Source organism: Bartonella sp. B10834G3, from assembly GCF_016102505.1.
GTDB lineage: Bacteria > Pseudomonadota > Alphaproteobacteria > Rhizobiales > Rhizobiaceae > Bartonella > Bartonella choladocola.
On sequence record NZ_JACFOM010000001.1, the window covers coordinates 148066 to 161867 of the forward strand.

Annotated in this window: 12 protein-coding genes and 1 pseudogene; 4 read left to right on the plus strand and 9 right to left on the minus strand. The window is 44.8% G+C overall.

The window, feature by feature from the left end; genetic code table 11:
• The first annotated feature begins 14 nt into the window (after positions 1-14).
• The 4 genes from H3S94_RS00670 (at position 15) to H3S94_RS00685 (ending at position 6224) form a co-directional block, all read left to right on the plus strand.
• A complete protein-coding gene (locus H3S94_RS00670) occupies positions 15-1763 on the plus strand; it encodes a tetratricopeptide repeat protein (RefSeq protein WP_077991373.1) in 1749 nt (582 codons plus the stop codon).
• 135 nt (positions 1764-1898) lie between these two features.
• On the plus strand, positions 1899-2843 hold the full coding sequence (locus tag H3S94_RS00675) for a glycine--tRNA ligase subunit alpha (protein ID WP_198230756.1): 945 nt from the start codon (positions 1899-1901) through the stop codon (positions 2841-2843).
• Positions 2843-5137, plus strand: a complete 2295-nt coding sequence (gene glyS / locus H3S94_RS00680; protein ID WP_198240006.1) for a glycine--tRNA ligase subunit beta — start codon at positions 2843-2845, stop codon at positions 5135-5137. Before H3S94_RS00675 ends, glyS begins: the two co-directional genes overlap by 1 nt.
• Positions 5138-5312: 175 nt before the next feature.
• The gene (locus tag H3S94_RS00685; protein WP_077991359.1) at positions 5313-6224 is read left to right on the plus strand and encodes a bestrophin family protein; all 912 of its coding nucleotides are present in this window, start codon (positions 5313-5315) and stop codon (positions 6222-6224) included.
• A 244-nt stretch (positions 6225-6468) separates the two neighbouring features.
• Here H3S94_RS00685 and H3S94_RS00690 read toward each other — a convergent pair whose 3' ends face one another.
• The 9 genes and pseudogenes from H3S94_RS00690 to H3S94_RS11855 all read right to left on the minus strand — a co-directional run.
• Entirely contained in the window at positions 6469-6735 is a 267-nt protein-coding gene (locus H3S94_RS00690; protein WP_198230753.1) for a YodC family protein, read from the minus strand.
• Between the two features lie 879 nt (positions 6736-7614).
• Positions 7615-7899 carry a hypothetical protein gene (locus H3S94_RS00695; RefSeq protein WP_198240007.1) on the minus strand — a complete coding sequence of 95 codons (285 nt, stop codon included), beginning with the start codon at positions 7897-7899 and terminating at the stop codon, positions 7615-7617.
• A 621-nt stretch (positions 7900-8520) separates the two neighbouring features.
• Positions 8521-8871 carry a hypothetical protein gene (locus H3S94_RS00700; RefSeq protein ID WP_198240008.1) on the minus strand — a complete coding sequence of 117 codons (351 nt, stop codon included), beginning with the start codon at positions 8869-8871 and terminating at the stop codon, positions 8521-8523.
• 476 nt (positions 8872-9347) lie between these two features.
• A complete protein-coding gene (locus H3S94_RS00705; protein ID WP_077994464.1) occupies positions 9348-9827 on the minus strand; it encodes a F0F1 ATP synthase subunit B in 480 nt (159 codons plus the stop codon).
• Positions 9828-9835: 8 nt separating this feature from the next.
• Positions 9836-10408, minus strand: a complete 573-nt coding sequence (locus tag H3S94_RS00710) for a F0F1 ATP synthase subunit B (RefSeq protein ID WP_198240009.1) — start codon at positions 10406-10408, stop codon at positions 9836-9838.
• Positions 10409-10566: 158 nt separating this feature from the next.
• Positions 10567-10797, minus strand: coding sequence for a F0F1 ATP synthase subunit C (locus tag H3S94_RS00715; RefSeq protein ID WP_075870187.1), 231 nt, complete (start codon positions 10795-10797; stop codon positions 10567-10569).
• 57 nt (positions 10798-10854) lie between these two features.
• Positions 10855-11613: a F0F1 ATP synthase subunit A gene (locus H3S94_RS00720; RefSeq protein ID WP_198240010.1), complete on the minus strand. Its 759-nt coding sequence runs from the start codon at positions 11611-11613 to the stop codon at positions 10855-10857.
• 11 nt (positions 11614-11624) lie between these two features.
• Positions 11625-12044 carry an AtpZ/AtpI family protein gene (locus H3S94_RS00725; RefSeq protein ID WP_198240011.1) on the minus strand — a complete coding sequence of 140 codons (420 nt, stop codon included), beginning with the start codon at positions 12042-12044 and terminating at the stop codon, positions 11625-11627.
• 231 nt (positions 12045-12275) lie between these two features.
• Positions 12276-12923: pseudogene (locus tag H3S94_RS11855) on the minus strand (cell wall hydrolase); the annotation flags it as partial.
• Positions 12924-13802: the final 879 nt, after the last annotated feature.

The window sequence follows — 13802 nt, forward strand, 5'->3', positions numbered from 1 at the left end:
AAGAGGATTTTTTCATGCAAGCCGCGAAAGCAACCCGTCTGATTGCATTATTTACTGCGGGTACAATATTGATGACAGCATCTGCTGTTGCAAAAAAGGAAGAACCCGTAAAAGCAGGGTCTTTTGCCGGAGCCTATCTGGCGGGTCGCATCGCTGCAAGCGACAACAAAGTCGATCTTGCTATTTCCTATTTCAAACAGGCGCTGGGATTTGAACCGAACAATGTCTCTATGCAGCAGGATATGCTTTTGACGCTGCTGTCGGCAGGCGATTTCAAGGAAGCTGTCAAACAGGCAAAGCGACTGAAAGGCAATACCGACGTCGAACGTTATGTAAGGCTTACTCTTGCAAGCGACGCCTTCATACGGAAAAACTACATCACAGCAAAAAGCGAGCTTAAATTTTCCGACCCTTCCGACATGGATACACTGACATCCGGTTTGCTGGGGGCTTGGGCAACATTCGGGCGTGGCAACACGGCTGGAGCGGTTGATGAAGTCAAAAAATTGCTTGGACCGGTCTGGTATGATTTGTTTTTAAGTTATCATATGGCCTTGATGAGTGATCTTGCCGGTCATAGAGACAATGCCGAGCGTTATTACAAACAGGCACTCAACGACCAACAGGGTGGTATAGCAGCACCTGATACCTATGAACGAATCATCATTTCTTATGCATCTTTTGAACTTCGCAACAACAAGCGCGATGAAGCTCTCGCCACTTTGCGCGAAGGTGAAAAAATGCTCACAGGGCGTGATGCTTTAAAGAATATTCGACAACGCGTCGAAGCCGGCGGTTCGCTTGATATGCTGGTAAAAACACCTCAAGAGGGTGCAGGAGAAGTATTTTATGACCTCGGTACTGCTATCAATCGGGGCGGTGCAGAAGCATTTGCCCGCATTTTTTTACAATTGGCTGAGGCCCTGCGTCCGCACAATGATGCTACACTCTTCCAACTTGCCGATATTTCCTCAAAACTGGAAGAAAACGAGCGGGCTATTGATACTTACCAGGAAATTCCGGTCAAATCGCCATATTATCGCGATGCGGAATTGAGGCTTGCTCTCATTTTAGCCGATACAGGCAAAAGTGAAGAAGCAATCCGCCATCTTGCGGCGCTGGAAAAAGATTTTCCGGAAGACGAACGCATTTCTATGGCAATGACCGGCGTTTATATGCAGGACAAGGCATATGATAAAGCCGTTGCTGTCATGGATCGGGCGATCTCCCGCATCCCCCATCTCGAAAAACAAAATTGGTTGATGTTATATCAACGCGGCATGGCAGAAGAGAGATTGAAAGAGTGGGATAAAGCCGAACCGGATTTCCGCAAAGCACTTGAGCTCTACCCTAACCAGCCTCAGGTTTTGAATTATCTCGGTTATTCACTTATTGACCGGAATGAAAAACTCGACGAAGCTTTGAATATGGTCAAAAAAGCAGCCGAGCTGCGCGCGCAGGACGGCTATATTGTCGATTCGCTAGGCTGGGCCTATTACAAGCTCAAGCGTTACGATGAAGCTGTAAAAACGCTGGAAAATGCTGTCAAACTACGCCCTGAAGACGCAACCATCAACGACCATCTCGGCGACGCATATTGGCGTGTCGGGCGCAAACTTGAAGCCACATTCCAGTGGAACCATGCAATTGCAGGAAAACCGGAACCGGAGGAACTGGCAAAAATTCAGGAAAAACTGAAAACGGGGTTGAAAGACATTCCTGAAGAAAAAACGGTCGAAAAAACCGATAGCGCACAACACTGAAAAGGATAAAGCTTAAGTCCGACATTTGTTTTGACTTGTCTCGTCCCTTGACCATAGAGGCGCGAAAGAATAGACATTTTTTGCCGGACCTTCTCTTTCCGGTTGTTCTTTTATCAATCTTAAAAGGGTAATATTGTGAGCCTGCCCGAATATCTTGATCCGAAACGCTCTTTCCAGGGTCTCATTCTGACGTTGCAAAACTATTGGGCGCAATATGGTTGCGCCGTTTTGCAACCTTATGACATGGAAGTGGGAGCTGGTACATTCCATCCTGCAACAACGTTGCGTTCATTGGGACCGCGTCCGTGGAAAGCCGCCTATGTGCAACCTTCGCGCCGTCCGACCGACGGTCGCTATGGTGAAAACCCGAACCGTTTGCAACATTACTATCAGTTTCAGGTTCTGCTCAAACCGTCGCCGGATGATTTGCAGGATCTTTATCTGGGGTCATTGCGCGCTATCGGGCTTGATACCGATATTCATGATGTGCGCTTTGTCGAGGACGACTGGGAAAGCCCGACATTGGGAGCATGGGGGCTTGGCTGGGAATGCTGGTGTGACGGTATGGAAGTATCGCAGTTTACTTACTTTCAGCAAATTTGCGGCATCGAATGCTCGCCGGTATCGGGAGAACTCACCTATGGTCTTGAACGGCTTGCCATGTATATTCAAGGCGTTGACAATGTTTACGACCTCAATTTCAACGGACGCGAAGGCAAAGATAAAATAAGCTATGGAGATATATTTCTTCAAGCCGAGCAGGAATATTCGCGGTTCAATTTTGAATTTGCCAATACCGAACTGTTGCACCGCCATTTTATTGATGCAGAACGCGAATGTGCGGCTATTCTGGAAGCAGGAAAACCGCAGGAAAAAGGCGGCCTTCACCTTTGTGTTATGCCGGCTTATGACCAATGTATCAAAGCCAGTCACGTCTTCAATCTTTTGCAGGCGCGCGGTGTCATCTCCGTTACAGAAAGACAAAGCTATATTCTGCGCGTGCGTGATCTCGCACGCCGTTGTGGTGAAGCATTTCTGTTAACCGATGCCGGTGGCGCAAATTATAAAGGGGAAGCCTGATGCCCGACCTTCTTCTGGAACTTTTTAGTGAAGAAATTCCGGCTCGTATGCAACGCAAAGCTGCGGGCGATTTGAAAAAACTTGTCACCAACGGTCTTGTCGACAATGGTCTGGTTTATGAAGCTGCCAGAGAATATTGGACCCCGCGTCGTCTTACTCTCGATATAAGGGGCGTGACTGCCCGCTCGAAAGACGTTCATGAAGAACGTAAAGGTCCAAGCACCAAGGCTCCCGAACAAGCTATTAACGGCTTTTTGCGGTCTGCCGGTCTTTCCGATATTAGCGAAGCCGAAATCGGAACCGACCCCAAAAAGGGTGATTTCTATATTGCGCGGATCGTCAAAAAAGGTCGTACTGCCGAAGAAATTATTGCGGATATTATGCCTGACATCATTCGCAATTTCCCGTGGCCGAAATCCATGCGCTGGGGAAAGCAATCCACAAAACAGAATGCGCTGCGCTGGGTCCGTCCTTTAAAAAACATTCTGTGTGTCTTTGGTCCTGAAAATGACGCGACCGAGGTGGTTCCATTCGAGGTTGCAGGACTTGAAAGCAATAATATCACCTATGGTCACCGTTTCATGAGCGATGGCAAACCGATCGAGGTTCGCCGCTTTGAAGATTATGTGACGAAGCTCGAAAACGAAAAAGTCATTCTTGATGGTGATCGCCGGAAGGAAATCATCCTTGCGGATGCGCGCAATCTGTGCTTTGCCAAAGGTCTTGATCTGGTTGAAGATGATGGTCTTGCCGAAGAAGTGTCGAATCTTGTCGAATGGCCGGTCGTGCTTATGGGCGAGTTCGAGGAAAGCTTTTTGCAAATTCCTGCCGAAATTATCAGGCTCACCATCCGCATCAATCAAAAATGCTTTGTCATCCGTAAACAGGGTGAAGAGCAAAAATTATCCAATCACTTCATTCTGGTATCGAATATCGTAGCACCTGATGGTGGCAAGGAAATAGCCCTTGGAAATGCCAAAGTTGTGCGCGCGCGTTTGTCAGATGCCTTGTATTTCTGGCATACCGACCAGCACAATCTGCCGGATCTTTCCGAACTTACACTATCGGCCGAAAAACTCGGCCTCGATTTGAAGAAGCCACTTGACCAACGTATGGCTCGCCTTGACCACCTGAACGTCACTTTTCATGCAAAACTTGGCACTCAGGGAGCACGCGTTGAACGCATTGCCGCTCTTTCATCACTGATTGCTCCACTGGTCGGGGCCGATGTTGAACTCACCAAACGCGCCGCACTCCTTGCAAAAGCGGATTTGCAAACCGAAGCCGTTGGTGAATTTCCCGAACTTCAGGGTGTCATGGGGCATAAATATGCACTGCTTCAGGGCGAAGATCCAAGTGTGGCCGCAGCAATTGAAGAACATTACAAACCACAAGGTCCGACAGATCGCGTTCCACGTGCACCGGTTTCTATTGCTGTTGCTCTTGCCGACAAGATTGATACGCTGGTCGGTTTCTGGCTTATTGATGAAAAACCGACAGGGTCGAAAGATCCTTTTGCGCTGCGGCGCGCATGTCTCGGTGTTATCCGCCTGCTTCTTTCCCGCGACTGGACAATCCACCTCATGCCGATTTTCAAGCAGGCTATCAGTCTTATTTCGCGTCACACAATAGAGCGTGCACTGAGCCTCTATGAAGATGGCTTGCGTCGGGAAAACGCAAAAGAAACAGACGCGGCAGAAGACATAGACAATGCTCTTTCCATGGAAGAAAAAAAGCTTGAAAAGGAAATAGCTGCGAAAACCGAACCGGTACTCGCCGATCTTCTATCTTTCTTCCATGACCGTCTGAAGGTTTACCTCAAAGACGAGGGAGCACGTCATGATGCGATTGATGCGATCATGCAAAGCGATGCCGATGACCTCTTGCAGGTTGCGCGCCGCGTTGAAGCGTTGATTTCGTTTATCAATACAGATGACGGGAATAATCTGATTGCCGGTTTCAAGCGCGCCTTCAATATTCTTGAAGCCGAAATCAAGAAAAAGACGTCGATTGCAGAAAATACTGATCCGGAACTTTTCATAGAAGAGGAAGAAAAACGGCTCTTCAACGCGATTACCGATGCCGAAAGCAAGGTTCAATCGCACATTGCTTCCAATGATTTTTCGGGAGCTTTGCTCGTGCTTGCGGGATTGCGCGAACCGGTTGACGCATTCTTTGAAAAAGTACTCGTCAATGATGATAATAATGCAGTCAGGGCAAACAGATTGTCGCTCTTACAACGCATTACCAAACTATCCGGCTTGGTAGCGGATTTTTCCAAACTAGCCGCTTGACCCCAAGCTTGCGACGCAACTATCGAAGGCAAGTGAGAATGACGAAAACGCAAATTGATATTCTTCAATAATCAGGCAATGTCGTCACCAAATGCCTTCAAACTGCCGTAAAAAAATTTAAAAATAATGTTGTTGCCGGTGATTATGTTTTTGCTCACCGGCAATGGAGAATAAAATGATTATCCGTAAGCGGCCGGGTTTTTTGCGGCTTTTTTTCGTTTTGCATGGCTCTATTCTTCCTGCCATTGCACCACAACTTATCGCAATTCTCGTTCTTTCAACTGCTTTGGTATTAGCCCACCATTTTTATCCCCGTGTCATCCCCACCTATAATAACGGGACGGCGTTCATGATGCTTGGCATTGCGCTGTCGACCTTTTTGGGGTTTCGCAACAATGCCTGTTATGACCGCTGGTGGGAAGGACGGAAGGTTTGGGGAAAAATTATTTCAGGTTCGCGCGATATGATTCGTCAATCGACGATATTGTGCGACCGTGAAGCCGACCGCAAAACCATATTGGAACTGACTTCGGCGTTTTCCCATAGCCTTGTAGACCATTTGAAGGGAACCTCTTCGCTTCCCTCTTTGATAGCCGACTATCCGGAGGAATTTCTTAAAGCCTATCAGGCAAGTCACAATAGGCCTTCTTTTATCCTCAACCACATTTCCGAATGTCTGGCGGTTTTGCACCAACAAAAAGCTTTGAGCGACATTCAATTCCAAATGTTCGATAAAAGTCTGACCGAACTTAACGAGAACCAGACATCCTGTGAGAGATTGAACAATACGCGTGTACCATTTGCCTATACACTTCTCTTACACCGCACCGCTTATATCTACTGTTTCCTCATTCCATTCGGCTTCACCGATATACTCGGATGGTGGACACCTGTTGCCAGCCTTCTTGTCGCCTACACTCTATTCGGTCTTGATGCGCTAAGCGATGAATTGGAACAGCCTTTCAGTAACATTGATAATGTTTTGCCTATGTATTCAATGGCTACAACAATCGAGCGTGATGTTTGCGCAGCCATTCACCTGCCGCTTCCAAAACCTGTTGAACCGGTCGATTTCATATTGAGATAGGATCACTCTTCGAGAGTGGAACATTGGTAATTGGTAGTGCGCTAGTCCCGCCAAAAGTAATAGAACCCACAACTAAAGGGATTTGAATTGCGCTTGGTAAAATGATGAAAACGACAAAAAAATATTGGCATAAAATACCGCTTTAAAACGTTCCGATTGTTTCAATCAAAACAGGTTTCAAAGCGGTTTTTCAAAAATTCAAAGCGGTTTTTTAAACAAACCGGATGCTTTTATCGGGACAAATCTAGACAGACTTTTTCTCGGCTTTTTTTGCCGCCTTGAACGTGGCCATAGCTCTGCCATTTTCTTCAATTTTGATCTTGCCTTTATTCTTTGAAGATTTGTGCTTTTCTCCCTCGTCCATGAGTTCAAGCGTATCTTTGCGGAAAATCGCCGTCTTCAAATGCTCATCCTTGAACCATACGCAAGAAATTTTGCTATTATTGACTTTATCGACAGTCATTTTAGGACCGCCGGATTTCAACCGAACAATATTGCCAGCTTTAAACATTTTATATCCTTCTAAACGCTCCAATTTGACAACCAACGTCATAAAAGCTCCCCGCTCTTAAAACGTATTTTACTATATATAAGCTTTAAGCGGAGGATATTTTAGCTTTGGTTTCTACAATTTGTCCATGAGGCAAAGAAAAATATTTAATTGCTCGCCTCCACCCTGCAAATTGCCGTAAACATTAAGAAAAAGTCGCAATATAACGATCCGGACGGGTCGAGTTCTACAAACTATCAACCATAATGGCGGAAATTCTTACCCCCGACTTGAAAATGGTAAAAACATGCCAACTAGAGTTCTTTGCCCTGTTTCCCCCCTCCGGCATTTTCCCCTTGCCACTTGATTTCCCGAAGAGCTGCGGTTTAAAATTCTTCAAACAGAAGCTTTTATAGACAGTTGAAAGAGATTTCGTAACCGGAAGCCAAGCGCCGAAAAAAGTTTCTCCTACAACTTGTTTGACGCCGAAAAACCGAATTTCAAGCATTTGCCAGCTCCTCGCTCCGGCTTTATAGCACAAACCAAATTGCCATTCCCGATTCCGGTTTTTCTATTATTGTCGACGTAAACCTTCACACTATATCGGCGGCATTAAGCTTCATACTATATCGGTGACGCTAGACTTCACGTTCTATCGGCGGCATAAAACTGAAAGCTGAATAGTATTAAACTTTGCTCTTGATCGCCCGCATTAAACTTTGAGCTTGATTGGCGACATTAACCGTCACCCCTATCTGCCGCATTTAACTTCACACTTCATCGCTGGTAATAAACGTTGCGCGTTATCGTCTGCATGAAACTTTGTGCTTTTTCGCTGGCACCAAACTTCACGCTTCATTGCCCGCATCAAACTTCACTCCTTACCGTCTGAAGTAAACTTCACGCTTCATCGCCAGCGTTAATCAATAAAAAGCTCCTTGAACTGGAGACTTGACAAAGACCGGTTATACAGGGCTTATCCGGCGAGCTTGTTTTTGTATTTTTAAGATTTTTTTGATCGGATTTTGTCTTTTTTTTAGCCGGTGTTTTTGCTTTGCTTTTATCGGGAGCTTGAGCCAAGGCAGATGCAGCGACTGATTTTTGCGCTTTGGTTGATTTAGGATCTCTCAATATTTTTGCCGCTTTTTTCGCCACTTCTGCTGAAGTTTTTTCATTCTTTGCCATAAGGAACATCCTATCCCATGATAATGAATTATATTTTATATATATAATTATATTATATAATAATAATATATTTATTAATTATAATTACACATTTTAGTTCTTATTTCAACAGTTTTATTTTTATTCTATATAAGATTAATTATATTAAAAAATCTAAACCCGTTTGAATTTATTTTTTAAATAAATTATTTTATTTCTGTTCTCATATTTCTGAATTAGATCGCCTAATGCACCTATTTTCTAAGTTTTTTCAAAGCTTGAACAAAAATGCCGATCAATATTTCCGATCATATCAATGTTCGATCCCACTTGTGCAAAACGAGGTGATCAATAGGAAATATATCGGCACAAAATACTGAACCAAAAATATATAGGCCTTTGCCGATCAATGGATTACGACAAAGCCGGAAGGTCGATGCTGCCGCCAGTAGCAATAGCTATATCGGATAAACACATTCATTTCGACATAGGCTCTCATATCAAAAGAGAAAATGTGTTTCATTCAAACCTCTGTCGTTCCAGAAATTTTGCTCCCCCAGAAACCTCGCCAAGAACCTCCGGAATAAATTATGCAGCTAAACCAATAATCCTTATCATTTCGCCGACGGAATTATCATGCCCTCATACGCCTATCGCTTTACGTGCCGCTGTTGCTGTAGAATATTCAAACGCCGCTATCTCTTGAAATTGACGTAGCCTCCATATCGAGACGAATTTTTCACAGGTTTTATGCTTCAAAGACTTTTTCTCATCTTGCCCTGCTATTGCGTTTCCGAAGTTTTTTACAATTGAAAGCTTTTGCCCTTTTTGCCGGTCATAGCACTTCGGGTCTTTCAGTCCCCCTTCTACCGAGCTCGCGCCCATTCTAACGTCATCTTTTTGTAAAAACCGGAAATTTACAATATGCAAAGACAACGTCTTTCGCAGACGGTATCGACCATGGCAGGCTCTTAAAAAGACAACGCTGTCCATCCTGCTTAAAAATATACCGACCTGATGCTCCGGCCCACTGGAGGTTAAGCGAATTACTATCGCCCATACGAAGAAGAAGCCGTTTTACCGTAAATCCTCGAACCGCTCTATGACTAGCCACCACAATACAAATCTTTACTGAAAAATTTTAAAGAAAGTCACTTCAAGATTTACGCTGCTAACTGCTTTTTGAAAGATTTACGTCGCTAACCGGTTTCTTGGGAGATTTCCTCAGTTCACCAGATTTTTTTGGGCTCGACTCAGCTAACCGAAATTTTTTTCACACCGTGAAAGGCTTTAAATAAAAAATCAATTGTGGCGGCAGATGCGCTTTCCGAAAAACTTGGTGTCTTTAAAGAAATAATATTGGAACTATTTTTCCAATTCTGAAAACCTTGTTATCGGAAGGCACAGAAAAACCACGCATAAAGCGTGGTTCGATTTCAGCTAAAGGAAACTGGCCTGATTGAAATAGTCTAATTCAGATGCGCTTTAACATCGGCCAGTGACTCTTTAATGAGACTGGCAGATTTCTTCTCATCAATTTCTTTAACAAGCATTTCTTTTGCGGCAGCGACCGCAATATCAACAACCGAAGACCTCACCGCATCGACAGCTTCCGATTCAGCATGTGCAATTTTTTGTTCGGCCATCTTATTACGACGGGCAACATAATCGGCCATTTTCTGGTGTGCGTCCTTGGCAAGCAATTCTGCTTCGCGTTTTGCTGCGGCAATAATTTCTTTTGCTTCCTTTTCAGCCTGCTCGCGCTTGGCCTGATAAACCGCCAAAAGTTCCTGAGCTTCTTCACGTGTGCGGCGGGCTTCATCAAGTTCACTGCGAATAAGTTCTGCCCGTTTATCAAGAAAACGGTTAAGAAGTGCAGGCACTTTATAGTAAACAAGGATAGCTATAAAAAGAAGCAATCCTATCAGCGCCCAGAAGGTATCTGTCATCATGGCTTTTACTCCACACCGCTTACAGACTTGACGGCTGCAGTTGCTTGCGATGCACTGACTTTAGTACCGATCAGTTGTTCCACAATTTCGGCTGCTGTCGTTTCGGCAATCTTGTTCACATTCCCCATAGCACCGTCGCGAATTTTTTTAATTCGCTCTTCGGATTCCGCAAGTTTCTTATCCAGTTCGGCTTCCGACTTTTTACGTTCTTCGTCTATCTTGCCGCGAATTTCATCAGCAGAGCTCTGGGCGATGGCGATGGCGCGTGAACGGGCTTCAGAAAGCTCGCGTTCATAGGAAGCGATAGCACTTTCACGTTCCATATTCATGCGTTCGGCTTTGTCATGGTCGGATGCAATCCTGTCACGACGGATTTCAATTGTACCTCCAATGCGCGGCACAATAATTCTGGATATGATTATATAAAACAGGCCGAAACAGATAATAAGCCAAAATATGTGTGACTCATAATATGAAAAATCAAAAGGCGGAAAAACACCCTTTGCATGTTGTGCAGCTTCGCCCGCATGTTTTACTGGCGTTTCGACAGTTTGCGCAAATGCGCTTGATAGAAACATCCCGTTTTACCCTCTCACAAGCTCCAATGCTTTAATACAATTTGTAACAGCCTTTTGGCAGCTCAAGGTTTTCTATTTCATTGGCTTTAGCATCGAAAGCGAGTGGCAGGCTTTCACGCCTGCCCCGCCAAATGCAATAGCCAAAGGCAATCAATTTATTAAACAGCAAACAGAAGCAGAATGGCAACGAGCAATGAGAAAATGCCCAAAGCTTCTGTAACAGCAAAGCCGAAAACCAACCGTGCAAACTGACCATCAGCAGCGGACGGATTGCGAAGCGCACCCGAAAGATAACTGCCAAAGATATTACCAAGGCCAAGAGCTGTACCTGCCATACCAAAGCAGGCAAGACCAGCGCCTATATATTTTGCTGCGAGTGCTAATTCCATATCATTCTCCTTTGAAGCAAAATCGCATTTAAAAGCGGTGGAACCCCACCAGTTTCATCAATGTCCGGGATGCACCGCATCAGCAAGGTACATACAGGTTAGAATAGTAAAGACATAAGCTTGCAGGAATGCCACAAGAACTTCAAGAGCCGTAACCGCCACTGTCATAATGAGAGGCAAAACAGAACCACCAATGCCTGCTGCACCAAGGCCTATCATAGAGACAACAAAGCCCGCAAATACTTTTAGTGTAATGTGCCCTGCCAACATGTTGGCAAAAAGACGAACCGACAGGCTGATCGGACGTGAAAGAAAGGAAATAACTTCGATGATTGTCACCAGCGGCAGAATGACAACCGGTACGCCCGAAGGAACAAAAAGCCTTAGAAAACCGAACCCGTTTTTGATAAAGCCATAAATAACCACTGTAAAAATAACCAGCATGGCGAGGGCGAAAGTTATGGCGATCTGGGAGGTAACCGTATAAAAATAAGGGAATAATCCTAAAAAGTTCGCTACGAGCACAAATACAAATATTGAAAACACCAGCGGAAAAAACCGCATACCTTGTGCCCCTGCCGAACCGCGCAACATATTGGCGACAAACTCGTAGGTAATTTCCGAGATTGATTGCATCCTGGTCGGGATTATTCCCCGACTCGACGACGATGCAAATAGAAACATCGAAGAAAAAACTACCGTTATTGCCATGAAGAGCGAAACATTCGTGAATGATAAATCCATATTTCCGACGGAAATATTAATCAGCTTAGACATCTGGAACTGATGAATAGGATCTGGACCGCTCGCTGACACCTTAACCTCTTTTACTTGGGCTTATTGGGCCCATCATCTTGGCGCGATGCGCCGTTTTTGCCAATTTGACTGGGAGCCACAGCCCCCACCGACCGTAATATATTCAACACTCCGGCAGAAAATCCAAGGAAAAGAAAAATAATCAATCCCCAAGGCGAAGTTCCTGCCAATTGATCAAATCCCAACCCTAGTATAACACCAACCACAACACCAGCCAAAAATTCGCTGGATAACCGGATTGCCTGTGCCATTCCTTTAGGTGGTCCAGATTCCTGTTCCGATGGATCCGGTTTTTTGTCCCTTTGATAACGAGCCAATTTTTCCTGCAGATTGCGTCTGCGTGTTTCCAGATCCAAAGTTTCAGGACTGTTCCCCTGCTCCGGCATTTGAGTATCCTTCTCAGGCTTAACAGGTTTGGCATCTTTTGCCATCTCTGGCCCCTCAATCCCGAATGCAAAGTAAAGGTCTGACCTCTAGAGTTGCGCGCAACATATTGTGACCAGAGGCATTCGTCAAGGCGCAAGCCCCAAGTTCAAAAGGATTTTTCTTCAAAAAAGGAAGTAAAGACATTTATTAACTTGTTTTTTCTGCCAACAGAATTTCAAACTGTGCATTACTCTGCTGTTTTGAATTATATTTTCTGCTTTAGAATAGTCGTAATATCAGATCCATCCGCCATAGCGGGTCCGATAAAAAATGTGCAATCCTATCTTGTCCACCTTAATCATTGTACTTGCCCAGCGGGGGCGCACATAAACAGCATGATAATGGGTGGCGGAACCGACTTCGGGAAACCATATCTGCCCTGCCGAAACCGCTCTGGCAACCTGTTGAGCCACTGTCCATTGGGCCATCTCGGTTACTTTGTGCTTGCGCCCGTCACAAGCAAATGAAAACTGGCAGTGATTGATCCAGTTTGTATTCTGATAAACAACGCCGCAAATTGTCTTGGGATAAGCCGGATTTCTGACCCTGTTCAAAACAACCTGGGCAACAGCAGCTTGCCCTTTTATCGATTCTCCGCGCGATTCGAAATAAACAGCTTCAGCCAGACACTTTTGTTCTTTCGCTGTAAAGGCTTCAGCCGGTAAAGGCGTTGCAGCCCATGCGTGATCGTTACGCCCTATTGGCGGAATAAAGCGCCCGTTCCGGTCGATTGGCGAATGTTGATCGGTCAAGACACTGTCAAATGCACTTGTATCCACTTTTGCATTGGCAGGGGCATAACCGAGCGCCAGAATATCGGGATTATCATTGGTGACGAGATTTTTTAGAATCTTTGGTACCGGCAGTTTTGCAACCGGTTTTTTCTGCGGGATAACAAGTGCGATCTTTGTTTCGGCCTTGTCAGCGATTTTCTTCATATTCTTGTCGGCAGTCCCTGACTTGTCACCCGATTTTTCCGTGTTCCGGGCAATCGCGAATGTATCGGTTTGTTCGAGATGTTCCGAATAAGGTATCCGCATACCGATATGTGGCAATTCCAGTCTGGTTGAGGCTGACAGATCAAATTTTGTGGCAGCTTTTTTGCCTGTGTTCTTTTCTTCTTTGGTTGTTTTTGTTTCAGTTGCATCAACAGCTTTGACATAGTCTGTGTAGACTTTATCTGTTTTTGAAAGAGGCTCTTTCTGCTCGTTTTTTGATAAAGTTATATTGGAAGTGATCTCTTTATCATTCGCTGCCACGCTATTTGCCTGAATTTCGGAACCATTCGCCATTAAAGCTTTATAAGGCGAAGCGAGATTGACAAGATCTGCTTTGTGCACCGATGTAGCAGCGAGTGCAGAGAGACTTGCACCAAAAAAAACCGGCAAAACACGGGACTTGCGTTTTTTCTGTTTTAAAACAACCGGCGCGTCATAAAAGCGCCCCTCCGGCATATAATAAGAGGATGCGGCGCGAAGCATTTCAGTCCGCTCTCCTTTGTTACCATGACGGCGCAAAGACGGTATGAAAGACACTTCAAACACCACATCACTCCAACGCAAATACGCTTACGCAAAACAAAAAGAAAAACTTGTTTTCTGTGATTGGGAGATTGCCTCATCAACCTTTATTTATGGTTAACAAAAACCCCTTTATTCGTTGATTTTATTGCTTAATTTTTTCTTAATTTACGATAATGGTTAACGCAAAAATTGCGCATTTACCGGCTTTGATAAAAAAACAAAGCGATAGTGTTAAGCTTT

Excerpts from the sequence above, each read along its gene's own strand:
- H3S94_RS00670 (WP_077991373.1), top strand. The coding sequence starts at position 15 with ATGCAAGCCGCGAAAGCAACCCGTCTGATTGCATTATTTACTGCGGGT.
- H3S94_RS00725 (WP_198240011.1), bottom strand. The coding sequence starts at position 12,044 with ATGGCAAAAGATGCCAAACCTGTTAAGCCTGAGAAGGATACTCAAATG.
- H3S94_RS00710 (WP_198240009.1), bottom strand. The coding sequence starts at position 10,408 with ATGTTTCTATCAAGCGCATTTGCGCAAACTGTCGAAACGCCAGTAAAA.
- H3S94_RS00700 (WP_198240008.1), bottom strand. The coding sequence starts at position 8,871 with ATGGACAGCGTTGTCTTTTTAAGAGCCTGCCATGGTCGATACCGTCTG.
- H3S94_RS00715 (WP_075870187.1), bottom strand. The coding sequence starts at position 10,797 with ATGGAATTAGCACTCGCAGCAAAATATATAGGCGCTGGTCTTGCCTGC.
- H3S94_RS00705 (WP_077994464.1), bottom strand. The coding sequence starts at position 9,827 with ATGACAGATACCTTCTGGGCGCTGATAGGATTGCTTCTTTTTATAGCT.
- H3S94_RS00690 (WP_198230753.1), bottom strand. The coding sequence starts at position 6,735 with ATGTTTAAAGCTGGCAATATTGTTCGGTTGAAATCCGGCGGTCCTAAA.
- H3S94_RS00685 (WP_077991359.1), top strand. The coding sequence starts at position 5,313 with ATGATTATCCGTAAGCGGCCGGGTTTTTTGCGGCTTTTTTTCGTTTTG.
- H3S94_RS00695 (WP_198240007.1), bottom strand. The coding sequence starts at position 7,899 with ATGGCAAAGAATGAAAAAACTTCAGCAGAAGTGGCGAAAAAAGCGGCA.
- glyS (WP_198240006.1), top strand. The coding sequence starts at position 2,843 with ATGCCCGACCTTCTTCTGGAACTTTTTAGTGAAGAAATTCCGGCTCGT.